Here is a 22,969-nt window from a genome sequence, read left to right on the forward strand (position 1 = left end):
ACCTCAATTTTGGCAGCAAATCCTGCGTTAAATTCTCAACCGTGAAATTTCGACATCAGCATCGAACCATTGGTGCCGCCAAATCCGAAGCTATTGGTCATCACGGTATCAAGCCCGGCATTTTCGACCAAGTGCGTAGCGATCTCTTCCGGTTTCAGCGCCGGATCGAGGGTCTCCACATTGATCGAAGGAATGATAAAGTCATGTTCGAGAGCGAGCAGGCAATAAATCGCCTCTTGCGCGCCTGTTGCCCCTTGGCTGTGGCCGGTCATCGACTTGGTTGAGCTGACCGGCGGAGTTGAACCCTCCCCAAACACACGGCGAACCGCCTCGATTTCGCCAACATCACCCACCGGCGTGGATGTGCCGTGCGCGTTGATATAGCTGACTTTGCGGTCTTCATTCAGCGTTTTGATAGCACCGCGCATCGCCCGCTCTCCGCCCTCACCTGATGGCGCGACCATGTCCGCACCATCAGAAGTGGCACAGAACCCGGTGACTTCGGCGTAAATCTTTGCCCCGCGTGCCTGCGCATGTTCGAGGCTTTCCAAAACAACCATCGCGCCGCCGCCACCGATCACAAAGCCATCGCGGTCTGCGTCAAAGGCGCGGGAGGCACGCTGCGGAGTGTCGTTATACTTGCTCGACATCGCGCCCATCGCGTCAAACAGGCAGGATAATGTCCAGTCCAGCTCTTCGCCGCCGCCGCCAAACATCACGTCTTGCTGGCCCAGTGCGATCTGTTGAGCGGCCATGCCGATGCAATGCAGCGAGGTGGAACAGGCAGAAGTGATCGAGAAGTTCATGCCCTTGATCTGATAAGCCGTCGCCAAGTTGGCACTGACCGTGGAGGACATCGTCTTAGGCACCGCGAAAGGCCCGATCCGCTTGGTGGAGCCGTTCTTGAGCACAGTCTGATGTGCAGTCAGCATCGCAGAGGTCGACGGTCCGCCTGATCCAGCAATCACGCCGGTCATCGGGTTGATAACGTCTTTCTCTTCCAGACCAGCATCGGCGATGGCTTGCCCCATCGCGATATGAGCATAGGCCGCGCCCGGCCCCATAAAACGCAGGGTGCGCTTGTCGACGTGCTCTTTCACATCGAGATCCACCGAACCCGCTATTTGAGAACGAAAGCCATGTTCGGCCATGTCCTCATTGAAACTGATGCCGGATTTGCCCGCTTTCAGCGAGGCCAGCACTTCTGTTTGATTGGTGCCAATCGAGGAAACGATCCCCAGTCCGGTAATGACAACGCGACGCATGATCTTCCCCTATCGTCTCTGGCCCTTAGGCCTCTGAGAGCGCAACTTTCATATCTTTAACTTGATAGATGACCTCACCATCGGCCTCTACCTGGCCATCCGCCACACCCATCGTCAAACGCCGGGATTGCATCGCCTTGGTGAAATCCACGAAATAGGTGAGCTTCTTGCGGTCAGGCCGGACCATGCCGGTTAGCTTCACTTCGCCCACGCCAAGCGCATAGCCGCGTCCTTGCCAACCGCGCCAACCGAGATTGAAGCCCGTCAGTTGCCATAGGCCATCCAGGCCAAGGCAGCCGGGCATGATCGGATTGCCGGGAAAATGGCAGTCAAAGAACCAAAGGTCTGGTTTTATATCAAATTCAGCCACCACATGACCCTTGCCATGTTCCCCGCCATCGCCCGAGATCTCTGTAATCCGATCCATCATCAGCATCGGAGGTTCTGGCAATTGCGCATTACCTGGGCCGAACAATTCGCCCCGTGCGCATTTAAGCAGATCTTCACGGTCAAAGCTGGTTGGAAAATCTGTCATCCTTGGCGGTACTCCTGACCTTGTGGCATTGTGATCGCGGCAGCGCGTAGCACCCCACCTTGTTGATTTAAAGAGCGCAAGGTCACCGGACCGATGCTTGCATGAAGTTCGCAGGATCAATCGGCGCGGCTAGCGCGGCAGATCGGCTCCAGTCCCCTAATCAATGAAAGCTCCCCAGCGAGTTTGCCCCCGCGCTTTTCATGATTGTGTTTACGTTCGCGCATGGTGCAACACAATGTCACATTTGGGCTGTGCCCTATTTTTTGTTCAGACTGCAGGCTGTTATCTTACCCGGTTCTGGCCGCGTATCTGCCCGCTCAAAGCGCGCAAAATAACCTTTGATGTCTGGCTTTTCCAGAAATTCCATGAGTCGGTATCCCGCCGCATCAAACTCACAAAACAGCAATTTGGGCGGCATGCCGTGGCGGTCGGTCGGTCGGTCTGCGTCGACAACGATCACCTGACCGCCTTCGGCCAGCGCAGGCCACAGCCGCCACAGGAACGCATAGGGTTCGCTGACTTCGTGATACATATGCACCAGGAAAATACGGTCAAAGCTGCTGCCCGGTAGTTGCGGATCGTCAACCTCGCCAAGCTTGATCGAAATGTTTTCCAGCCGTTCCTGCTCAACCCTGCGGCCCAGCCGCTCCAAGGCATCGCGATCAATATCCTGAGCCAGCACCCGGCCGGCGTCCCCCACACGCTCCGCCAGGCGGACGGTGTAATAGCCCTCGCCCGCGCCGATATCGGCGACCGTCATACCTTCGCCAATATTGGCAAGGTCCATGACTTTCTGCGCCTCACCGCGATTATCCCGGGCGTCTTCGTTGGAAAACTGGTTTGAGGTGATGGTTGAGACCGGGCGATCAGGCAGCGGAAACTCAAGCGCGCTTTCGGGCCTGTCGCTTTGCTCTGCCTGCGGCATGCATCCGGCCAATGTAGCCGCCGCTCCTAGGATAAACGCAATCGAAATCCGCATTATTCGACGTCTTCCACATCCACTGTCTCACCGGTCACGCGCTGAGCGAGAGCGGCGGAGATGTACGGATCAAGCGCCCCGTCCAGCACATCATCGGGCGAACTTGAGGTTACGCCAGTGCGCAGATCTTTGACCATCTGATAGGGTTGCAGGACGTAAGAACGGATTTGGTGGCCCCAACCGATGTCGCTCTTCTCCTGATACTCGCCAGAGGCAACCGCTTCACGCTCCGTCATCTCGCGCTCAAACAGCCGCGCCTTCAGCATATTCATCGCGGTCGCACGGTTCTTATGCTGGCTGCGGTCGTTTTGGCTGGCCACCACGATGCCTGTCGGTTGGTGCGTGATCCGCACCGCGCTGTCGGTGGTGTTGACGTGTTGTCCGCCGGCGCCTGATGCGCGGTAGGTGTCGATCTTCAGGTCGCCCTCATTTATCTCCACCTCGAAATCATCGTCGATGACGGGATAGACCCAGACCGAGCTGAAGGATGTGTGCCTGCGCGCGCTGCTGTCATACGGGCTGATCCGCACCAGGCGGTGAACACCACTTTCGGTTTTGGCATAGCCATAGGCGTTCTCGCCTTTGACCAGCAGGGTGGCGGATTTGATACCAGCGGTTTCACCCGCCTGATATTCCACTGTTTCAATTTTGAACCCGCGCCGCTCTGCCCAGCGGCCATACATGCGAAACAGCATCTCGGCCCAGTCCTGGCTTTCGGTGCCGCCTGCGCCCGCGTGAATTTCGATATACGTGTCATTGCCGTCTGCTTCGCCAGACAGCAGCGCCTGAACCTTGTCCGCATCGGCCCTATCAGCGAGCTTCTCCAGACTCTTCAGACCATCATTGATGATGTCCTCTTCGCCCTCGGCCTCACCCATCTCAATGAACTCGATAGCGTCGCCCATTTCAGACGAGATATCGCGCACCGTTGCGACCGCGGTTTCGAGCGTCTTTTGCTCGCGGCTGACGGCTTGCGCTTCCTTGGGATTGTCCCACAGACTGGGGTCCTGCACGCGAGCATTCAGCTCATCCAGGCGCCGCAAAGCACGCTCCCAATCGAGCGACAGGCGCACCAGATCAAGCGCAGCTTCAATCCGGTCGATATTGGCTTGCGCTTCTGCGCGCATGGCAAATCCTTTGCGGTGGTTTGGAAGGCCCCGATTAACGGGCGGGCCGTGATTGTAAAGTTTGAGCGGGAGTGACGGCGGTGGATTGAGCGGAGGCGCCGCTAATACAGCCCACCTTGATCCTCGACAAAGTCCTCGACTTCGCCATCGCTGGATTCAGTGGCTTGGCTGGTGCTGCCACGAGCGGACTTGATCAATTCCAGGATCTCATCACGCTTAGCCGCGATTTCATCGGCTCGGGTCGAACGCTCTGGCTCAGTATCCGGCTTAAACGCTTCCCAGATAATGGCCGAACGCTTGTCATTGGTGGGCCAGCCATCGAGCACGCGTTTGCCCGAGCGGCGGTCCACCCTGACCATACGCACTCCTGCTGGCGCGATTGCAGGAAGGTCAGACCATTTGTCGCGCGATTCGCGGATCAGCGTCTTGATGATCGGTGCCGCTATCGTTCCACCCTGAGCGTAGCCGCCCATATTGCGCGGGGTATCAAACCCGACATAGGCACCCGCGATCAGCTCCTGCGTGCCGCCGATAAACCAAACATCCTTTGGCCCGGTGGTCGTGCCGGTCTTACCAAACAGCGGCAGACCCAGATCGTTGAGAACTGTGGCGGTGCCGCGATCAACGACCCCTTTCAGCATGTGCATTGTCTGGAACGCGGTCCGGGCGTCCATCGCTTGCTCACCCTTTAGGCCGAAGCGCGGCATCGGCTTGCCATCCCATTTCGGCATGTTGCAGCCATCGCATTTGCGATTGTCCGCGCGGTAAATAACCTTGCCATCGCGGTCTTGCACATAGTCGATGACGGTCGGATCATTCAGGCGCCCGTGATTGGCCAGCGCCGCATAGGCCGCAACCATTTTCATCACGGTGGATTCGCCCGCGCCCAAGGCAAAGGCGGGATAGGGATCGTAGCTGCCGATGCCCAAATCCTGGATCTGCTGAACGACATTATCCATCCCGGCAGTCATGCCGATCTGCACGGTCATAATGTTCTGCGATTGCTCTAAGCCATAGCGCAGAGGAAACTCGCCTGCGCGTCCGCCGCGAATGCACTTTTCGCCCAGGCGGCGGCCCTGATAATAGCAATAGCGCGAGTTATCGATTTCGGTCGATGGGGTCATGCCGTGGTCGAGGCCGGTGGCATATACAAAGGGCTTAATCGTTGAACCCGGCTGACGCTCTGCTTGGGTCGCGCGGTTGAAGTCGGAAAGGCGATAATCGAACCCGCCCTGCATAGCGAGCACCCGGCCATATTGCGCGTTTTGAACCACCAGGCCGCCTTGAGCGTGCGGAATGGCCTTTACACGAAAGCCATTGCCACTGGGCACAACAGCGATCACGTCGCCTGCTTTGAGCGCGTTTGGTAGACTGCTCAGCGGTTTCTCTTCGCCATCGGAGAAGCCGATAGTTGCGCTGGATCCGCTGCGGTTTGTGACCACACCGACGCGCCAGTTTTCATAATTAACGCTGATGTTGGAACTAGCGAGCTGACTGTCCCACGCCCCATCATCGAAGTTGATGGTCGCAATCGGTCCGCTCCAACCCCGGCTGCCGTGATAACGCACAAGGCCTTGGCGCAAAGCTTTGCGCGCGGCATCCTGCATCTCTGGATCGAGCGAAGTGCGGACCCACAGCCCGCCAGCATAGACGCTGTTCTCACCGTCCTCGGCGCTCTCGCCAAAATCAGAGATCAGCTCGCGCCGGACCTCTTCGAGGAAATAGCCCGCATCGACCGAACGTTGGCTGCGTTGGCGCACCAGACCAAGTGGCTGTGCTTTGGCTACGGTCTCTTGCTCAGCAGTGATGAAGCCGTTTTCTTCCATCTGCGAGAGAACGAAATCGCGCCGTTCCAGCGCACGCTCTTCATTGGCCGCGCGGCCATAGCGCTCCGGCGCCTTTGGCAGGATCGCAAGGAACGCCATTTGGTGCAATTCCAGATCGACCACATCGCGGTCAAAATAGGCGCGGCTTGCCGCCTGGACGCCGAAGCTGCGGCGACCCAGAGGAATTTCATTGAGATAAAGCTCGAGGATTTCCTCTTTGCTCATCACCCCTTCGATGCGGCTGGCGAGGATCATTTCCTTCAGCTTACGCGTAACGGAGTATTCGTCGCCCAGCAGCAGGTTCTTTGCCACCTGCTGAGTGATGGTGGAGCCGCCGACCGCGCGGTCGCCAGAGCCAAGCTTGCTTACATAGTCGAACACAGCATTGGCTGTGCCGGTTATGTCGACGCCGCCATGCGAGAAGAAGGTTTTATCTTCGGCGGAAAGATAAGCCTCAACCAGCTTTTCCGGGAAGTCGGGATATTGCAGCTGCACGCGGCGTTCGCGGGCATAGGAATGGACAATCTCGCCATCGATCCCGCGCACCACAGTGGGCAGCGGGGTCTCATAATCGAGCAGACCCTCTGCATCAGGTAGGTCGCGCGCCAGAAACACCCAGCCAGCAACCCAGGCGAGCAGCATCACGATCAGGCCGAAAGCGCCCAGCTTAAACAGTAGGCTCGATTTCCATTTCGCCTTGAACCATCCGCCGGCCGCGCTCAGGTCTCTGCCCAGGCGATAGCGGAAATATTCGAGCGATGTCTGTTGGGTGGACTCAGTCATAGTTGCGTGTGTCTTAGCATGAGTGATTTTGCGGGCGCTAGCGCCTTGTGCCTGATTATCCGATGAACCTGCGGCTTGTCGTCGAATTGCATCAGCAGATGATTGGTGGACGCGGTTATCGTTCCGCTCTGCGCGCGAAGTATATACGGATCGCACGGGCCAAAACGCGGGCATAGGTCGCGCGGCCTTCTGCTGTGGTTAGACGCGCACGGTCGGCCTGATTGGTGACAAAGCCGCTTTCAAACAAAACTGAAGGCACATCTGGCGCCCTTAATACAGCCAATGCGGCGGAGCGTTGAGGCGTGCTCACAAAGGCTAGCTCTCCATCGCCCTCGCGTATGATAAGCGAGGCGAGATCGGCTGAGCTATCCTGTGTCTGCTGCTGCGACAGTTCGACCAAAATCGCGCTTACCTCTTCGCTTTGTCCCTCAATGGTGAGGCCATTCACGCGGTCGGCGTCGTTCTCTCGCGCTGCAAAGCGAGCGGCGGCTTCGCTTGATGCCTCTGACGACAAGGTGTAAATGCTCGCGCCAGAGACATCGGTCGTCCCTCCGGCGGAATCGGCGTGGATCGAGACGAACAGGTCGGCATTCAATTGCCGCGCAATTTCTGGCCGGTCGCCCAGCGGAACAATGCTGTCATCACTGCGGGTCATGGCCACTCTGATCCCGCCATCGGCCAGCAATTGGTCGCGCAACTCCAGGGCTATTGCGAGTGTCACATCTTTCTCACGCACAACTTGGCCGTCCGGGGTTTCACCCACCGCGCCGGGGTCACGCCCGCCATGCCCGGCATCGATAACGATCAGCGGGCGGGTCAGATCATCCGGGCCGGTGATATCTGGAAGGACTACTGGTCCGCCCTCCCCGCTCAGACTGATCCGCTGCACATAGTCGCGGCCCAATTGCGGGACAGGTATCTTCACACCCGCCGCTATCGCCCCGCCCACCAGCAAGGCCGGCAGCAGGATAACCATCAGGATCAGCGTGCGCAGTGACATATCCATAATGGCGTAGTGTGTTGTGATAGGAGAACGCAATATGGTTGCGGGGTCTAACCCACGATGCTAACAGGATTTCATCGAAAAATTGGCCGGCGCGGTGGGAAAGCCCCGGTGCGACTCGCCAATTTGCTCTCGACGCCTGGGCAGAACCCTTTTGCCAAGGCCACTTAACAGGTTGATGCAGTGACGAGACGCTTCTCCTCGCAATTCCAGTCGCAGCGCCCAGCGCTGGCGACGGTTTGTGCGAGCCGAAACGGGGGCCAAATGTTTGGTCAATCCCGCACTCTCTTCACAGCAGACACGTTCATCAAATCCCGTGCAATTGGTGCTCGGGGATCCGATAAATCGACCGGCTCTAGCAATGTCTTCCAAGATATTTGGCGAGCCGTTTCATCATACAAATTGCGTTTTATGAGCGGCCACCGAGCCGCCATAGGCGCGTGGAGACAACATAATGGCAACGCGCATGCTAATCGATGCGCGCCACTCGGAAGAGACCCGGGTGGCGGTACTAAAAGGCAACCGGATTGAGGAGTTCGACTTTGAATCTGCCGAACACAAGCAGATCAAAGGCAATATTTATCTAGCCAAAGTTACCCGGGTAGAACCCTCGCTACAGGCGGCGTTTGTCGACTTTGGCGGCAATCGGCACGGCTTCCTCGCCTTTAGCGAAATTCACCCTGACTATTACCAGATCCCTCAGGATGATCGGGAGCGCTTGCTCGCCGAAGAAGCGGAGGCCGCCGAAGAAGAGGCGCGTCTGCGCGCTGAGGAAGAGGAAGAAGGCAACGTCCCCGGCGAGGAATATGACGCTGACGACGAGATCCGCTGGAGCTCTGGCAGAAGATCTCGCCGAAGACGGTATGGAAGAGATCGACACATCTGAAAAAGACACAGTTGCCACCATCGAAGAAGGCAATGTCGATGGCGATGACGACGATGATGATGATGACGACGATGATGATGAAGACAGCGCAGAGGATGACGCCGAAGATGGCGAGACATCTGACGAAGACAATTCAGAAGAAGAAGACAAGCCGCGCCGCGGCCGCCGTGGACGCGGACGTGGCCGCCGCCGTCAGGGCGGAAAGGGCGATAGCAAGAAGGGCCGCAGCCGGGCGAAAGAAGTCGACGAAGTGCGCGCCAAGCGTATGGCGCTGCGCCGCCGCTACAAAATTCAGGACGTTATCCAACGTCGCCAGGTAATCCTGGTTCAGGTGGTGAAGGAAGAGCGCGGGAACAAGGGCGCTGCCCTCACCTCCTATCTCAGCCTCGCGGGCCGTTACACCGTGCTGATGCCGAACAGCTCGCATGGTGGCGGGATCAGCCGCAAGATCAATTCTTCGTCTGACCGTAAGCGATTGAAGCAGGTCGTCTCTGACCTCTCGCTGCCTAAGACAATGGGCCTGATCGTCCGGACCGCCGGCATCAGCCGCACCAAGACCGAGATAAAGCGCGACTTTGATTACCTTGCGCGCCTGTGGGACGAGATTCGTCAAAAGACGCTGTCCTCCACCGCACCGTCGCTGGTCCATTCAGACAGCGACCTGATCAAGCGGGCGATCCGCGACATCTACAATCGTGAGATTGAAGAAGTGATCGTTGAGGGCGAGGAAGGCTATAAGTCAGCCAAGAGCTTCATGAAGATGCTCATGCCCAGCCACGCGCGCCGGGTAAAAGCCTATTCCGATCCGGTCCCACTGTTCCAGCGTTACGGCGCAGAGGATCAGCTGAGGGCGATGTATGATCCCGTGGTTCAGCTCAAATCGGGCGGCTATCTGGTCATCAACCCGACCGAGGCTTTGGTCTCGATCGACATCAACTCTGGCCGTTCGACTAAAGAGCACGGCATTGAGCAAACCGCCGTTGCCACCAACCTGGAGGCTGCGCGCGAGATCGCCCGTCAATTGCGCCTGCGCGATATGGCCGGCCTGGTTGTGATCGACTTCATCGACATGGAATACAATTCCAACGTCCGCAAAGTTGAAAAGCAGATGAAGGAAGCTCTGAAGAGCGACCGCGCCCGTATCCAAGTGGGCCGCATCTCAGGCTTTGGCTTGATGGAAATGAGCCGTCAGCGTCTGCGCACCGGCGTGCTTGAGGCGACAACCCGCGAGTGCCCGCACTGCGATGGCACTGGCTTGGTTCGCACTGCATCCTCTGCTGGCCTGTCTGCGCTTCGGATTATCGAAGACGAGGCCGCCAAGGGCAAAGGCACGATCATCCGCCTGTCCGCAAGCACGGAGGCAGCGGTTTACCTGCTCAATGCCAAACGCAGCGACCTGGCTGAGATTGAAGATCGTTACGGCGTAAATGTTGAAGTCGTCCCAGAAGGCGAAGACGAAGGCGCGAAGATGAGCGTAGCCAGTGCTGGCCCGCGCCCAACCCACGCACCTAAGTTTGAGCCCATCGTCGATGAAGATGACGATGATGATCTGCCGGAAGAAAGCTTCGACGAAGACGAAGACGATGATGACGCGCCGAAGAAGAAGCGCCGTCGCCGTCGCCGTGGTGGTCGCGGCCGCAACAAGAACCGCGACGAAAATCGCGGTGATGATGCAGCCAATGACGACAGTGAAGATGGCGAAGATCGCGATGGCGGTCGTGAAGCCTCAAACGATGATGATGGCGAAGACAAACCAAAGCGTCGCCGCCGTCGTGGCGGCCGCGGTCGTCGCCGCAAGGAAGGTGACAACGCAGCTGAGGAAGCATCAGAGGGCGTAGAAGCAGGCTCAGACCAAGCGGAAGCGGTACAAGCTGACGATACTGCGGCTGAAGAAGCGCCTGCTGAAGAAAAGCCGAAGCGCAAGCGAGCTTCGCGGGCCAAGAAGAAGGCTGAACCAGAAGCAGAGGCCGATACGACTGCGCCGAAAGAAGACGCTCCTGCTGAAGAAGCGGCTGAAGCAAAGCCGAAGCGCAAGCGGGCATCCCGGGCGAAAAAGAAGCCTGAGGAAACCGCAGAAGTGACGGATGCTCCTGAGGCAGATGCTGAGGAAGCGCCTGTAAAGAGAAAGGCACCTGCCAAGAAGAAGGCTCCGGCCAAACCGCGTGCTAAGAAAAAGCCTGCGGCGAAGGCTGACACTGAGGCATCAGCCAGCGAAAGTGCGCCTGCCAAGGCCAAAGCTGACGCGGCGCCTGAGAACTCTGCTGAGGAAGCGCCAGCTGTTGGTGGCAAACCAAAGCGTGGCTGGTGGCAGCGGACATTTGGCGAATAACTTCGCCCTAGCTGACTGCGGTCAGTAAGTTGGCGACAATTGTGAGCCGGGGGCGTTTAATTACATCCCCGGCTTGCGCGCCACGCCCCACTCGTTCCACATCGCAAACTTGGGAGCCTTTGGCAGATAGCCCTGCCCGTGCGGCTCCACATCAAAGCCTGCCCCGCGCAGGGCCGAACCGATAGGCCGCGTCAGATGGCATCCGCCGGCAAGCCTCTTCCAAACTGGCTCAATCCGATCCTGCCATTTGGCAACATCGGGATCGGGCGCACGCCCATGCTCTAGGAACAGCACTTGTCCGCCCGGCCTCAGGACGCGGCGCATTTCCGACATAACCTGAGCGGGGTTTTCGACCGTGCACAGAGTGAATGTGCACACAACATTGTCGAACGATCGGTCGGCAAAGGGAATAGCCTCGCCCACCCCTTCGCGAATATCAGCGGGCCAGCCTTTGGCCTCCGCAGCGGCTCTTGCCTGGTCCAGCAGCGCGCCATGCGGATCAATCCCGGCAAAACTGGTGACGGCACCGCGATCATAAAACTGATGGTTTAGTCCGCCGCCGCAGCCCAGCTCAAACACATCACCGCGAGCGAGCGGCACCACCTTTGAGCGGCGTTTCATCACTTGGCCTTGCGCACAGGCAAATCCGACGAGGCGCGGCATAATATGCGCATCATACCATTCTTGAACAGCCATCGGCACCCTCCCAAGACCAACAGGCCAGCAGTGTACCGCAGTTTTGTCAAAAGCCAATCATGCGCCGACGATTAGGCGAAAGTGAGCGTCTTTTCCCGCAATTTCTTCGCGATGAGCCCAAGGTCGCTGGCGAGTTGGCGCTCGATCTCGTCTGCATTCATGGCGGCCCATGCGCTCATGATCGGCATGGATAGGCCGACCCGCAATGTCCCGCCCCACCCGCCATCTTGCCGTACGCATTTGACCGGTTGGCCCAAACGCACGCCATCATGCGCGAGCTCTTTGTGCAGCGCCTGCGCGTCATCGAAGGTTCGCAGGCCCGGCAGCATGCTAACATCCAAGGTTGCCAATGTACGCATTTCAATCGGCAGGTTGAGCGATGCACCCTTGGCAGAAGTAAAATTGGGCAACACACGCTTCACGCCAAGCGGTTCGATAATTTCAGCCTGAAGCACCGTGTCAAACGCTGCAATCATCATCTCGACCCGGCCAGGGGCAATTCGTTGAAACCGTTCCAGCTCAAACACGGCGGCCTCCAAACGTAGGGCGAGCGAGCGGTTCTGCCCTTCATTCAGCCTATCCACGCCCGGCCAATTCTCTGGAAATTCCGCCCGGTTAAATATTTGCGCAAACCCTTTGGGGAGCGGCGCTGCTCGCGTCGCCACGGCCGAAGGCACCACGGCAAAGCCATTGAACGGCGGCGCGCCCATGAACTTCGATCCGGTCAAGAGAACAATGCACCCCCGCTCAACGTAGGCGGCAATCGCAGCGCTGGTGATGCGTGCCTGGCAGGCGTCAACGACGAAGGTCGCATGCTCGCCATAGTGCGCCTGTAGACTGTCGAGATCGGTGAGGTCAGGCAGCACGAGCCCGGTCTTTGAACCATGGACGATGTGCACCAGAGCATGACGCTGAGACGCTTTGGCAAGCTCAATCTCGCTCGCGAGGCTTTGGGCAATTTCCGCGCCAGAGCAAGCGACACCTTCGGTGCAGCGGACCGGCACATCGACCAGGCTGATTGAGCCACAACCCGCAATATCCTCTCGCGGGGTTGATGGAATGCCCAGCGCCGTGGTCTCTGCAAAATATCGGCCATGAGCGGAGTGGATACAGCCGCTGCCAATCTCATCTGCGCCAAGCAGGACATTGTGGATCCCTCCCGCTGCGCGGCCATGTACGCTGGCCAGTGCCACATATTCCAGGTCGGTGCCCGAGGCTGCGAACACAATCTCGCTCTCGGACGATAAGGAATAAGCGGCTTTGATCCGCCGCCTCAGGCCGTCCAGCTGATCCGCATATCCCAGGCGATCCTGCGCCGCCTCCAACATCAGGAGATGCGCAAATGCTGGCCCTGAGATATCGTTGACGGTCGAGGAGGAATAAGCCACCACATCGCGCGGATAGGGCGCCGAATGGTACTTATTGAGGCCATTATCGGCTCGCAAAGTGATCCGCTCGTCCCCTCCAGAGGACAGAGCGCAGACCAAAGCGTCACAAGCTGGCGATCGATCAAGCCCGTTTTCGGGTCTGTTATATGTTATCTTTGTAATGAGCGACCATTCCCGCAGGTTATTAAACGCGACCCGGCGTTGCTATATTCATCCCCATAAGCGATGGGAAGTGCATGCGCGCCGGACCGGTTGATTACCCGGGTAAGTTTTCTGCTGGCGCCGCCCGTCTTACCGCCGTAAACGCGCGGCTCCATACCGTTGCTAGGCATGAAAACATGACAGACACGCTCACCCCTTTGCGCATTCCCGATGAGGTTAAAAAGGGCGCGCATATCCTGTTCCTTGCAAAGAACGCACTGTGGGAGGGTGAGATACACCCGGAGGATGGCAACCATGCCATGTATCACCGCGAGATGCGCGAGGTGCTTGAGGGGCTTGGGCTGAAACTGACCATTACGCAGACCTTCGACATTCTATTTGACCCGCCAAAGGACGTGGATTTCGTCTTTCCACTGCTCAACCGCGCAGGGTTTTTCAATTCGGAGATGCTGGTGCCGCTGTTGTGTGAGCGCGCTGGCATTCCCTATCTTGGGGCCAGCCCGATCCTGCGTGGTCTTTCCGATGACAAACATCTGGCAAAGCGCGCAGCCGTGGATGCCGGTGTCCCGACCGCGCCGTGGACGATTTTCCGCAAAGGCGCCCCGATCGAGGAAGTGAAATACCTCAAGGCGGATCGCTATGTGATTAAACCCAATGCGTCTTCGGCCAGCTGGGGCGTGGGTGACGCGCGCGATTGGGCGGGCGTGAAGACTGCGGTTGAACGCATCCACAATGACGATAGCAATGGCGGACAGGATGCGATTGTCGAGCCGTTCCTCGACGGCAGCGACGTTGAAGTGGCCGTTGTTACCATCAATGGCGAGCCGCAAATCCTGCCCATGATGATCTTTCGTCAGGCCGACCCGTCGCATCTGCGCACCTATCAGGAAAAGCGCGATCTGGTCGACCGTAGCCAGAAATATGCGCTCGAGCATTTTGACCACCCTGAACTCACCGCAAAGATTGCGGAGCTGACCAAGCGCTGCTGGGAAGAATACCGCCCGTTTGATTATGGCCGTTTCGAATTCCGAGTGAACGAGGATACGGGCGAAATCACCTTCCTGGAACTCAACCTCAACTGCAATCTGTGGTCGCAAAAGGTCTTTGGCCGCGCGGCTGAGCTGGCTGGGTGGAGCCAGGAAGACCTGATCGAAACAATAATTGCCGAGGGCCTACGCCGGAATGGGATCGTCTGATTCCAGCCCAATACCGGCCGCTGGGAAGACGGCGATCGGGCGGCTTATCGCAAATTCATTTGGTTGGCCCTTCCTCGACAAGGACGACATACTGGAAGCTGAATTCAATAAGTTCTCGGCAGTTGATTTGCCTCTCCGACAACGCCTGAGTCGGGAAAGCGATGAGGTTTTTGCGGATCAAGCCAAAGCATTGCCGTCGGGTGTCTTAGTGTCATTTTGGCGTCCGAGGGACCTCTCTGTCTCCTACGGAACTGCGACAGATTGGATCGCTGAACTTCACGCCCCTATTGTGGAGCTTCACTGCAAGTGTGAACCTGATGTGGCCCGAGAACGGTTTCTGAAAAGGCAACGTCACCAAGGTCATAACGATGAGCTGCGAGTTGATAGTCTGACGCAGCAGTTTGATGAGCTAGCAGCTCTTGGCCCGCTGAACCTTGGCCCTTGCGTAACTATCGACACCACTCATTCGGACGATATCGCTGCTCTTGCCGATGAAGCAATCAGAGAAATGCGAGCACTCCTGAGCTCGTCGTTCGAACCTGGAGTGAGTAAGGGGAATACACTGAACCCCTGATTATACCCACAAGCCTTTAAGAATATGGGTGAAGTCCTTCCAACGGTGCCGAAATTTACTAATCCAGCAATAGATGCGCAGAGGTCTCCAATGTACATTCCAAAGCCATTTGAAGAAACGCGATTGGACGTGTTGCATGGGCTGATCAGACAGCACCCACTTGGCACATGGGTCAGCTCGGGTCAGGTAGGTCTAAATGTCGACCATATACCTTTCATCCTAGATGCCTCTGAGGGGGCATTTGGTACTCTGTATGGTCACGTTGCAAGAGCGAATCCTGTTTGGAAGGAAAGCTCGGCGCAAATGCAGCATGTCGTGATTTTTCGTGGACCACAGGTTTACATTACACCCAATTGGTACCCCAGCAAAAAGGAGCACGGCCGGGCCGTACCGACATGGAACTACGCGACTGTGGCGATCCATGGGAATCCTAAATTTATCGAAGATCGTCAATGGTTAGAGGGGCATTTAGGTTCGCTGAGCGAGCAGCATGAACGAATACAGTCAATGCCATGGTCGTTAGACGATGCTCCTGAAAATTTCCTGGACAAGCTACTCCAAGGGGTGATTGGCGTGGAGATTCCGATCTCGAGAATAGAAGGCAAATGGAAAACAAACCAAACTAGTACCGAAGGCGACAAGAAGGGGGTGATCTCAGGATTGCTCGAGGACGGAGGTGAAGAAGCGCGAGCTATGGCACTGCTTGTGGAGCAAACTCTGCAAAATTAGAGCTTCCCTTGCCAAGATCAGCTTCCTGCCGGATCAAGAGGAAGCAGCTCATCTTATGACCCCTCACGTTATGGTTTTACAGTAGGGATAGGGGCTGTCTTGCCACGTACAAAAGATTTGGTCATATCGGCCTACAATGTGTGAAGTTTTTCTCATTCGTCACGGCCAAACCGAATGGAACTCATCCGGCCGATTTCAAGGAAAACTGGACTCCGCTCTTACCGAACTTGGATTTATGCAGGCGCGAGCAATCGGCGAACGGCTTGCCGAAATCGGTACGAAGATAGACACCTTTGTTGCCAGCCCGCTTGGCAGAACTCGCCAAACCGCAGAAATCATTCAAAATTGCGGCGATTTTCCGAAAACACAATTCGACAAGCGACTTGAGGAAGTTTCAACCGGTTCGTGGGATGGTTTAACCCATATCGATATTGAGGCTCGCTGGTCGGGAATCTTGGATGGCTCCACTCCATTCGATTGGTATTTTCGCTCGCCTGATGGAGAGAGCTATGATGCTGCGCGTCAACGCGCGGCCAAGTGGCTAGCCAACACGAATGGATCAGTAATCGCCGTTTCCCATGGTCTATTCAGTCGTATTATTCGAGGCGTCTACCTCGATCTATCGAAGGAAGAAACTCTCGAACTTCCCGTCCCTCAAGATGTAATTTGGCGCATGGCTGACGGAGACGTAGAGGCAATACCGTCACGAACTTGCACGAGAAAATAAGAGCTTACTCGCTCTTTTAGAGGCTTGGGACGGCTGTTCACGCCCGTTTGCTGCCGCTCATGTTTATCGTCCATGGCGACGGTTTCGGCAATTCTCTTTCCGGGTTACAAAAGCTTCACGGGGCTTCTCAGAAACCAGGTCGAGCAGCCGGGCGATAAACAACTCTGGAGTTTGGTATGGGAGGAGCTCTCCAGCGCCGGGGGCAATTTCTGCAGTTACCATTTCGCCAAGCATGCTGATATCGACTAGGTCTTCATCGGCAAATTGCTCAACATCAAAAGGCATTAGGAAATGCGTTGGGATATTTAGATCCTCCATCCAGTCTTGAATGCAACTGGTCCCAACCATGCATTGCATTTTCACAAATCCCTTAGGGCCTTGGTTCGCTAAATGTTGACAGGCAGGTCGCAAAAGTGCCGTTCGACACCACCACCAAGACTCCTTTCTGCTTCGCACCTGTCGTGTCTTTGCCTGATCAGCTGATCGATTGTGGCGCTACATGCCAGTCGGTTCGTGCTCTTGGATACGCATCGTTAGCGCTCCTATGGACAAGTTAGCCGGGGTTTGATCCACGCTGGGTTGTAGGAGGAGGCGTGCGCGTTGCCGCCGGAGGATCACCGTTTGGCGCGGCAGGCGTGTTGGGTGTTGTAGTGGCAGGAGTACTGCGCGTTGGCGCCGCAGGAGAATTCCGATTTGTCGCACCGGAAGGATTGCGTGCCGGTGTCACAGCAGCAGGGTTTTGCGCACTCACTCCATTCTGACCACCCTGATTTTGGGCAGTGTTGTTGGCCCTGGTCGCTGAACTATTGTTATCTAAATCGATGTTCGGAGTATTGGGAGGGGTCAATGGTTGCCCTGGCGCGAGGCTCGGCGCTTGACGGCTCGCACGCGCGGTATCGCGCGCCTTATATCGCTCTTGGCGCGCTGCTTCAGCCTGCAACATCAACTCTGTCTCTCGGTCGGGATTGAGCGAATTTTGCCCAAGTCTTTTCTGCGCTTCACGGGAGGCGAGTCGGTCCAGGGGAACCTGATCAGTCCGAAAGTTGAGCTCGACCCGGCTGGTGAGGTCCGCACTCGCTGAAAGATCCTCGCTGGTCGTGGTATCATTGGTGCGGACATAGCCAATCGTCGAGCTCATACTTGCGGAGGCACTCCACCAACCGAAACCCACTTTCCCACTCGCGGCTATCGAATGACGCGTATCAAATGATGATGTATCGCGGTCTTGCGCGGCAGATGTTGCATCGATGTGGAACCGCATTCCCGCCGTGATCTTACCAGAATCTATGACAATCCGCTGCATTCCCATGCGGATCATAGTCGCAAGCATACCCTGACGATTCTTGGCAAGCGCGCGGCGAACAAAAGGGACGAGTGATTCCGCACCTCCCGTTGGCACTTGCGCGTCATGCTCAAGCGACAAAGCAGCGCGCAGCGCATCCTCGCTTGGTGGCGAGCCAACAGGTCTGATCCGCAAAGGTTCTGCGTCGTCATCATCATCTATGCTTGGGAAGTCGTCTTCTTCCTCGTCCTGCCCATCAATCGCGTAGCTAGTGGGAAACTGCTGAACCAACCAACGTCTCGCGGCGTCATCATTGCCGCCCAGTGAAGCGAAACCATCGAGTGACTGGGAAACACCGCGGATGAGCTCCAGATACTGCTGAAGCTGCTGTTGATTGGTGTCCACCATTGCCTTGAAGACGCCATTGATTAACTCGGCAACAAAGCGTGGGAATGAGATGGCTTCGAGCACATTGCGAGTGGTTTGACCTATTCGGTCAACTGCTGTGCCGGAAAAGGCATCTCCGGCATTCATCGCCTTGGCCGGGATTTTCTTATCGCCTGCCGGCTCGTTGTCATTCAATTGCGGCGGCAAGGGCGCGTCAGAATTGCGCTGTGCGTCAATATCTTCTTCGAGCAGTTTTGCCGCTTCCGCGATGCGGACCAGCGAGTGAGCAATCTCACGCCGCGTTGGGCGATCCACACCATCAAAGCCATCAGCCTGAGATAAAACCGACTTGATCCCCTGGCGCGTTGCAGCGCTAGGTTGCGCGAGCTGCTCCGCCGTGGAGGATTGGCTGGCCATGCCTAGCGTCCAAGATCGAGCCAGGAGCCGGTCGATTCAGATGCGGAGCCTCCCTGCGCTTGGCGCGATCCATCAACCGCCTCGATAAGCGTAATCGTTTCATCCACCCAGTCGAGCGCCGCTGCCAGAACTGGAGCATCTGCAGTAGGGCGATGAGTAGAAGCATCTTTCTGTTCGAGAAAATCGCCCAACCAAGCGAGAAGAACCATCCCTGCACGCCCTCGCCGCAAATGATTAAGAGTCGGTCGTACAGGCCTTCGCTGCCGGCGATCAATTGCCGCGACGGATTGCCAAAGCGATCGAGCACCAAGTGCGGTTCGTATCTTTGGATGGTTCAGTATGGCAATGGAGCGGGACAGACTCGCAATAATGTCGCGCGCCATTATCAGCACCATATCATTGCCCGCCTGAACCAAATTTTCGGATAAGCGCCGAGCCGCACGTCGCATGTTAACCAGTGGGCCACCATCTGCAGCGTCAATAATTGCTTCGCAGAGCGCAAAAAGCCGTTCTTCAAATCCATTGTTGGTACCGCTGAAGCTGTCCACCACATCCGCTGGGGAACCGAACAGGCTCGCAAACAATGCCTGACGCTCCTCTGGCGCTGCACGTTCTTTTCGGTTCTCCCAGAATGTGACGATCAATCCGGTTGCATCGCCAAGATCATGCATGATTTGGCCCGAGCGAACCATTCGAGTCAGCGCGTCAACCGCTTGGATCAGGCCCGCAGATTCAAGGGCCGATGCCAAGTAGAGGCTCGCGACAGCTCGGATTTGCATTGGGTTGGCCGACGCCGCCTGTGGGATATGGATGACGCCCAGTTCGGACAGCATAACCGAATGCGCCTCAGCCGAAAGGAGCAAGTTTGCGGCATCTTCGACAGCACGCTCCACACTTAACGCGGCAGACGTTTCAAATGGGATGGCGCGGGTCATGGCGATTGTGTTCCGTTATCGATGTTTCCAGATGAGCTTCCGTCCTGCCGGTTGTCTTTGTCAGACGCTGGGGCTGCATTCCCCTGGATTGCGCCAATCATTTCCGGTGTCGCCATTTTCTCGAGCGGTAAGTAGTCGGACTTGAAGTTGACCCGCACCTCCCCTTGCATTTTGGCCGAGAGATCAAGGCGCGATTCGCTAGACTCATCCACGCCCGTTTTTACCGTTGCGACATGGCTGCGTGAGTTGGTGCTCACAGTTCCGCCGCCAAATCCAAGGAAGCTACCACCGCCAAAACTCGTCCGCTTGTGCCGCCTTGTCTGGCGATCATATGACGAGGCCTTGTAGTCGCGCTCCGCCAGATCGGTTGATCGCATATTGAACTTCACCTTCGCCGTGATTGAGCCATCGGTGACCACGATCCGGTTGATTCCCAACATCACCATTGAAGCGAGCAATTGCTGACGAGAACGTGCCATAATCAGCCGTGCACCATTGACGAGCCGCAATTCTTCTTGGTCGTCGCTTAGATCCTCGACCGGTCGGCCGGACATACCCATGGACTGGTGAATTTCTCGCATCCCCCCGTCATTGTCTTCATCTTTGGCGAGGAGGCGTGAATTGCCATCATCATCGACATTGACATTGACATCCAACAGGTCGGGAAAGCGATCAACCAGATAATCGCGTGCCTGCCCGACCCCGATATTCTCATTCATATATTCTTCGGCAGACTTCGCTACATTAGCTACCAGCTCGGCATAGGCCCGCATTTGTTCGATCGACGTTTCGACGATTGTTACGAAAACGTTCTGGATCAATCCGCCAACGAATGAGGGGAAGTCGACCTCATCAACTAGGCGGACAAATTGATCAGTTCCTTGTTGCGCTGCTCCAGCTTCGAAGTCCTTGCCAGCAAACCCGGGTGACTGCGCCAGGTTGCGTTTTACGAGTTCATTTGGATCGGTACGCCGGCGGTTCATCGCCTGAGATCGAGCTGCCTGTGCCTTTTGCGCAGGATCCTGCATCGCATCGCTGACGACGCTGTTAGGGTCATCAACATAAGCGAAGAGCTTGACCATGTTGTTGGCGAGATCGAGCTGTTCTTGCTGTTCCATCTCGCCATAGGCGGGAATGCGGGTAAGCATTTCGCGCACCATGGGGCGAACCCGGCGGATGGCCTCGTCGCTCAGGCCCTCCGGCTTTTCATCGTGTCGAGACGTGGCTTGCGGTGTATTTGGAGGGGCATCGCCTTCATGAACGGGCGCTGGCCCATCGCTTGGCTCCTGCCGCGCCGTGTATGCAGCTGTTTGCATGGCAGAATACCCTAGGCGTTTGCCGTCTGATTTTGAGCACTGGCGCCTTCCGCCTCGTAGACCGGACGGTTGTGATCAACCGGTTTTGACCGCATTTGAATCGATGCCATCATCTCGGGCGTGGCCATTTTCTCAAGCGGCAAATAGTCCGACTTGAAGTTCACTTCGACATTCCCGGCAAGGCTGGCACGTGCAGACAATTGGTCCGTTTGAGCATCCGAGGCAACCGACATCGCGGTGAGCACTGGCCTCTCGGCATACTTATATTTACCCTTGGTATAATATTCTGAATCCCGGGTCACATGGCGCTTGCGTCGGCGCCCCTTCCTTTCATAACTAGTGTTGCCGCTCGCCTCGAATTCACCTTCGCGATTGGCCATTTTCTGTAAGGAGCCGTCTGCATTCCGTGCAAAATCACGAGCCATTGCCGACCGTGATAGTTTACGCTGGCTCGATGCATTAAAATCATACAGAATGCGGGCCTGGATCTTACCATTGGTAACTACGATGCGATTAAGCCCCATCATCACCATGGTTGCGAGCAATTGTTGGCGCGCGGTCGCGATATGACTACGTGCAGCCTTGATCAGCTTGGCCTCTGCTTCGGGGTCTGAGACATCAATTGATGTGATGCCGCCCTCGACTAGCTCTCCCATAGTTTGCTGTACGCGGGAAAGTGCACTTTCCTGATCGACATTGTCGCGCAATTGCAATCGCGGTTCTTTCGAGTCTGAAAAGTCGTCTGTACCGATCGAGAAGATATCCGGAAACTGCTCGACCATCTGGTCGCGGCCGTCATCATCAGATGTGTTCTCGTCTCTGAACTGATTGAGCGACTTAGAAACATCCGCGACCATTTTCGAATAGGCTTCCATTTGCTCTATCGAGGAGGTCACTATCGAATTGAAGACGCCGTCGATTAACCCGGATACGAAATCGACGAAGTTGATCTGGTTCATGAAGTCAGCGGCAGCCTCTCCACCAGCTCTCACCGCACCTGCATCGAAATCGTCTCTACCGATCGCATCAACTGCTTTTTGTCCTTCTTTGAAACTTGTCGACGGATCGTTCATCGCCGCGCTAGTGACACTTTGCATGCCTTTGTCCGCGTCCGGGCCGCCGACAAGAGCATCCGCGATAAGCGCGGTGTCACGTGCGACCTGCTTTTGCTGCGCGGCTGGCAACTGCCCAAAAGCTTCGGATCGGCTGAGGAGATCTTTGACTTGCGCACGCACTTCGGGCCGCGGGGTCGGGCTGTCATTGATCGACTGGGCCGCGCCTGTATCGGCCGGCATCACACGGGCAGTTTGAGCGGTCATGGTTCAATCCTTTCTTGCGCCCATGTAGGACGCTGGGGAAGCGGCTCAGGCCGCGATAGTTTGCGAGCCGAGCCGTGCCGCCGCTGGAGAGATTTCAAATTCGACAGGTCTTAGGACCAAGTTGATTTTGGCAGGCCCTTTGGTGCCGATCCGGATGCCCAGGATCGAAAACCGCCCTGGCCAGACATTGTCTTCGGGAGTGAACGCTTCGAGGAAACGCTCGAGAGCGGTCAATTCAGCCGGACGTTCACGCAGGTTCATGGTCAACAATTGCAGAAAGTTTGGTGGCACATCCGAGATCGCATCGAGCATGATCTGCATTTCCATCTCGACGCCCTCCGGACCGCGTCCGAATGCGACCAGCGTCGAACCGCCAGGCAGTTCAAACCGGCCACCAAGTGCGACCCCGACAACTTGCATGATCGGCGCAATGCGATTGCCAAGGCCGATTTCGCGCATCATGGGTTCCAGATCAGCCAGTCGAATACCATTGGTCAGCAGGAAGCTCATCCACTGCGCACCGCTGGTCCGTCCAGCAATTAATGTGGTGAAAACCGGCTTCAATCCAGGCAAAGCCGCCATTGCATTGCCAACCAGTCGGGCGAGATTGGGATTCACGATAATGTTGCTAGGATCGCTACTTTCATAGCTGACGGTCGCAGTTTCCAGCCCGTCGCTGTCAAAGCTTGACCCGAAGAACGCCCCATATTGCAGATTATTACTACGGGTTCCGCTGCGAAAGGGTTCACTCGCCTGATCGAACCATCGCAAAGCTGCGCTGCCGAATTGCTGGTCAAGCAGCCCGCGTGCTTTCTGACTGGTGAAATCACGCTTGTCAGCAGGCCGTGCATGTGGACCGAGCGGTTCCATCTCGAATGACAAGACGCCCGGGCGCCGCGCAAGAAACTGCGACTGGATAGGTGCCGCTCCGGGTGAAAGCGCATTGCGAGCGTATGCCGGATCATCTTCAGGGTCATGAAAACTGTCATCAATGACCCGCCCGACATAGTGGGACGGATCGGCAGTACGCAGGGAATGCGCGGCCTTTAAGAGTCGGGACTTCACCCGGTTGGCCAAAGGTTGGCTATGCATGATCTATCTCCAAATT

General features: G+C 56.8%; 18 protein-coding genes and 1 pseudogene. 5 read left to right on the forward strand and 14 right to left on the reverse strand.

Going from position 1 to position 22,969, the window contains the following annotated elements:
• Positions 1–35: 35 nt before the first annotated feature.
• The 6 genes from AC0V6O_RS07845 to AC0V6O_RS07870 form a co-directional block, all read right to left on the reverse strand.
• Entirely contained in the window at positions 36–1,265 is a 1,230-nt protein-coding gene (locus tag AC0V6O_RS07845) for a beta-ketoacyl-ACP synthase II (RefSeq protein ID WP_486142977.1), read from the reverse strand.
• A 25-nt stretch (positions 1,266–1,290) separates the two neighbouring features.
• Positions 1,291–1,800, reverse strand: coding sequence for a bifunctional 3-hydroxydecanoyl-ACP dehydratase/trans-2-decenoyl-ACP isomerase (fabA, locus tag AC0V6O_RS07850; RefSeq protein WP_486142979.1), 510 nt, complete (start codon positions 1,798–1,800; stop codon positions 1,291–1,293).
• A 256-nt stretch (positions 1,801–2,056) separates the two neighbouring features.
• Positions 2,057–2,779 (reverse strand): class I SAM-dependent methyltransferase, encoded by a 723-nt coding sequence (locus AC0V6O_RS07855; protein ID WP_472638738.1) that lies wholly within the window; start codon positions 2,777–2,779, stop codon positions 2,057–2,059.
• Positions 2,779–3,906 (reverse strand): peptide chain release factor 2, encoded by a 1,128-nt coding sequence (gene prfB / locus AC0V6O_RS07860; RefSeq protein ID WP_486142982.1) that lies wholly within the window; start codon positions 3,904–3,906, stop codon positions 2,779–2,781. The genes AC0V6O_RS07855 and prfB overlap by 1 nt, the downstream gene beginning before the upstream one ends.
• A gap of 101 nt (positions 3,907–4,007) precedes the next feature.
• A complete protein-coding gene (locus AC0V6O_RS07865; RefSeq protein WP_486142984.1) occupies positions 4,008–6,515 on the reverse strand; it encodes a penicillin-binding protein 1A in 2,508 nt (835 codons plus the stop codon).
• 115 nt (positions 6,516–6,630) lie between these two features.
• The gene (locus AC0V6O_RS07870) at positions 6,631–7,521 is read right to left on the reverse strand and encodes an N-acetylmuramoyl-L-alanine amidase family protein (protein WP_486142986.1); all 891 of its coding nucleotides are present in this window, start codon (positions 7,519–7,521) and stop codon (positions 6,631–6,633) included.
• Between the two features lie 451 nt (positions 7,522–7,972).
• Here AC0V6O_RS07870 and AC0V6O_RS07875 point away from each other — a divergent pair.
• Positions 7,973–10,733 (forward strand): annotated as a pseudogene (locus tag AC0V6O_RS07875) (Rne/Rng family ribonuclease).
• 60 nt (positions 10,734–10,793) lie between these two features.
• On the opposite strand, the gene AC0V6O_RS07880 reads toward AC0V6O_RS07875, so the two are convergent.
• Positions 10,794–11,429: a class I SAM-dependent methyltransferase gene (locus tag AC0V6O_RS07880; protein WP_486142988.1), complete on the reverse strand. Its 636-nt coding sequence runs from the start codon at positions 11,427–11,429 to the stop codon at positions 10,794–10,796.
• Positions 11,430–11,500: 71 nt separating this feature from the next.
• Positions 11,501–12,916 (reverse strand): hypothetical protein, encoded by a 1,416-nt coding sequence (locus AC0V6O_RS07885; RefSeq protein ID WP_486142990.1) that lies wholly within the window; start codon positions 12,914–12,916, stop codon positions 11,501–11,503.
• Positions 12,917–13,155: 239 nt separating this feature from the next.
• On the opposite strand from AC0V6O_RS07885, the gene AC0V6O_RS07890 reads away from it, so the two are divergent.
• From AC0V6O_RS07890 to AC0V6O_RS07905, 4 genes are all read left to right on the forward strand, one after another.
• Entirely contained in the window at positions 13,156–14,175 is a 1,020-nt protein-coding gene (locus AC0V6O_RS07890) for a D-alanine--D-alanine ligase family protein (protein ID WP_486142992.1), read from the forward strand.
• Positions 14,162–14,749, forward strand: coding sequence for a P-loop nucleotide/nucleoside kinase family protein (locus AC0V6O_RS07895; protein ID WP_486142994.1), 588 nt, complete (start codon positions 14,162–14,164; stop codon positions 14,747–14,749). Before AC0V6O_RS07890 ends, AC0V6O_RS07895 begins: the two co-directional genes overlap by 14 nt.
• 24 nt (positions 14,750–14,773) lie before the next feature.
• The gene (locus tag AC0V6O_RS07900; protein ID WP_486142996.1) at positions 14,774–15,478 is read left to right on the forward strand and encodes an FMN-binding negative transcriptional regulator; all 705 of its coding nucleotides are present in this window, start codon (positions 14,774–14,776) and stop codon (positions 15,476–15,478) included.
• 136 nt (positions 15,479–15,614) lie between these two features.
• A complete protein-coding gene (locus AC0V6O_RS07905; RefSeq protein ID WP_486142998.1) occupies positions 15,615–16,205 on the forward strand; it encodes a histidine phosphatase family protein in 591 nt (196 codons plus the stop codon).
• 63 nt (positions 16,206–16,268) lie between these two features.
• Here AC0V6O_RS07905 and AC0V6O_RS07910 read toward each other — a convergent pair whose 3' ends face one another.
• The 6 genes from AC0V6O_RS07910 to AC0V6O_RS07935 all read right to left on the reverse strand — a co-directional run bounded on the left by AC0V6O_RS07910 (position 16,269) and on the right by AC0V6O_RS07935 (position 22,953).
• Positions 16,269–16,562: a hypothetical protein gene (locus AC0V6O_RS07910; RefSeq protein WP_486143000.1), complete on the reverse strand. Its 294-nt coding sequence runs from the start codon at positions 16,560–16,562 to the stop codon at positions 16,269–16,271.
• A 196-nt stretch (positions 16,563–16,758) separates the two neighbouring features.
• Positions 16,759–18,291: a hypothetical protein gene (locus tag AC0V6O_RS07915; RefSeq protein WP_486143002.1), complete on the reverse strand. Its 1,533-nt coding sequence runs from the start codon at positions 18,289–18,291 to the stop codon at positions 16,759–16,761.
• Positions 18,292–18,293: 2 nt separating this feature from the next.
• Positions 18,294–19,226, reverse strand: coding sequence for a hypothetical protein (locus AC0V6O_RS07920; protein ID WP_486143004.1), 933 nt, complete (start codon positions 19,224–19,226; stop codon positions 18,294–18,296).
• Complete coding sequence (locus AC0V6O_RS07925) at positions 19,223–20,542, reverse strand: hypothetical protein (protein WP_486143006.1); 1,320 nt, start codon at positions 20,540–20,542, stop codon at positions 19,223–19,225. The genes AC0V6O_RS07920 and AC0V6O_RS07925 overlap by 4 nt, the downstream gene beginning before the upstream one ends.
• 11 nt (positions 20,543–20,553) lie before the next feature.
• The gene (locus tag AC0V6O_RS07930) at positions 20,554–21,861 is read right to left on the reverse strand and encodes a hypothetical protein (protein WP_486143008.1); all 1,308 of its coding nucleotides are present in this window, start codon (positions 21,859–21,861) and stop codon (positions 20,554–20,556) included.
• Between the two features lie 45 nt (positions 21,862–21,906).
• Positions 21,907–22,953 carry a hypothetical protein gene (locus AC0V6O_RS07935; protein ID WP_472639876.1) on the reverse strand — a complete coding sequence of 349 codons (1,047 nt, stop codon included), beginning with the start codon at positions 22,951–22,953 and terminating at the stop codon, positions 21,907–21,909.
• Positions 22,954–22,969 lie beyond the last annotated feature (16 nt).

The sequence above is a fragment of the Erythrobacter sp. JB2-19 genome (assembly GCF_057365005.1).

Bases quoted from the DNA above. Each gene is read 5' to 3' on its own strand.
- AC0V6O_RS07870 (WP_486142986.1), bottom strand. From the start codon at position 7,521: ATGGATATGTCACTGCGCACGCTGATCCTGATGGTTATCCTGCTGCCG.
- AC0V6O_RS07905 (WP_486142998.1), top strand. From the start codon at position 15,615: ATGTGTGAAGTTTTTCTCATTCGTCACGGCCAAACCGAATGGAACTCA.
- AC0V6O_RS07865 (WP_486142984.1), bottom strand. From the start codon at position 6,515: ATGACTGAGTCCACCCAACAGACATCGCTCGAATATTTCCGCTATCGC.
- AC0V6O_RS07895 (WP_486142994.1), top strand. From the start codon at position 14,162: ATGGGATCGTCTGATTCCAGCCCAATACCGGCCGCTGGGAAGACGGCG.
- fabA (WP_486142979.1), bottom strand. From the start codon at position 1,800: ATGACAGATTTTCCAACCAGCTTTGACCGTGAAGATCTGCTTAAATGC.
- AC0V6O_RS07935 (WP_472639876.1), bottom strand. From the start codon at position 22,953: ATGCATAGCCAACCTTTGGCCAACCGGGTGAAGTCCCGACTCTTAAAG.
- AC0V6O_RS07915 (WP_486143002.1), bottom strand. From the start codon at position 18,291: ATGGCCAGCCAATCCTCCACGGCGGAGCAGCTCGCGCAACCTAGCGCT.
- prfB (WP_486142982.1), bottom strand. From the start codon at position 3,906: ATGCGCGCAGAAGCGCAAGCCAATATCGACCGGATTGAAGCTGCGCTT.
- AC0V6O_RS07855 (WP_472638738.1), bottom strand. From the start codon at position 2,779: ATGCGGATTTCGATTGCGTTTATCCTAGGAGCGGCGGCTACATTGGCC.
- AC0V6O_RS07930 (WP_486143008.1), bottom strand. From the start codon at position 21,861: ATGACCGCTCAAACTGCCCGTGTGATGCCGGCCGATACAGGCGCGGCC.
- AC0V6O_RS07925 (WP_486143006.1), bottom strand. From the start codon at position 20,542: ATGCAAACAGCTGCATACACGGCGCGGCAGGAGCCAAGCGATGGGCCA.
- AC0V6O_RS07910 (WP_486143000.1), bottom strand. From the start codon at position 16,562: ATGCAATGCATGGTTGGGACCAGTTGCATTCAAGACTGGATGGAGGAT.
- AC0V6O_RS07845 (WP_486142977.1), bottom strand. From the start codon at position 1,265: ATGCGTCGCGTTGTCATTACCGGACTGGGGATCGTTTCCTCGATTGGC.
- AC0V6O_RS07900 (WP_486142996.1), top strand. From the start codon at position 14,774: ATGGGTGAAGTCCTTCCAACGGTGCCGAAATTTACTAATCCAGCAATA.
- AC0V6O_RS07880 (WP_486142988.1), bottom strand. From the start codon at position 11,429: ATGGCTGTTCAAGAATGGTATGATGCGCATATTATGCCGCGCCTCGTC.
- AC0V6O_RS07890 (WP_486142992.1), top strand. From the start codon at position 13,156: ATGACAGACACGCTCACCCCTTTGCGCATTCCCGATGAGGTTAAAAAG.
- AC0V6O_RS07920 (WP_486143004.1), bottom strand. From the start codon at position 19,226: ATGACCCGCGCCATCCCATTTGAAACGTCTGCCGCGTTAAGTGTGGAG.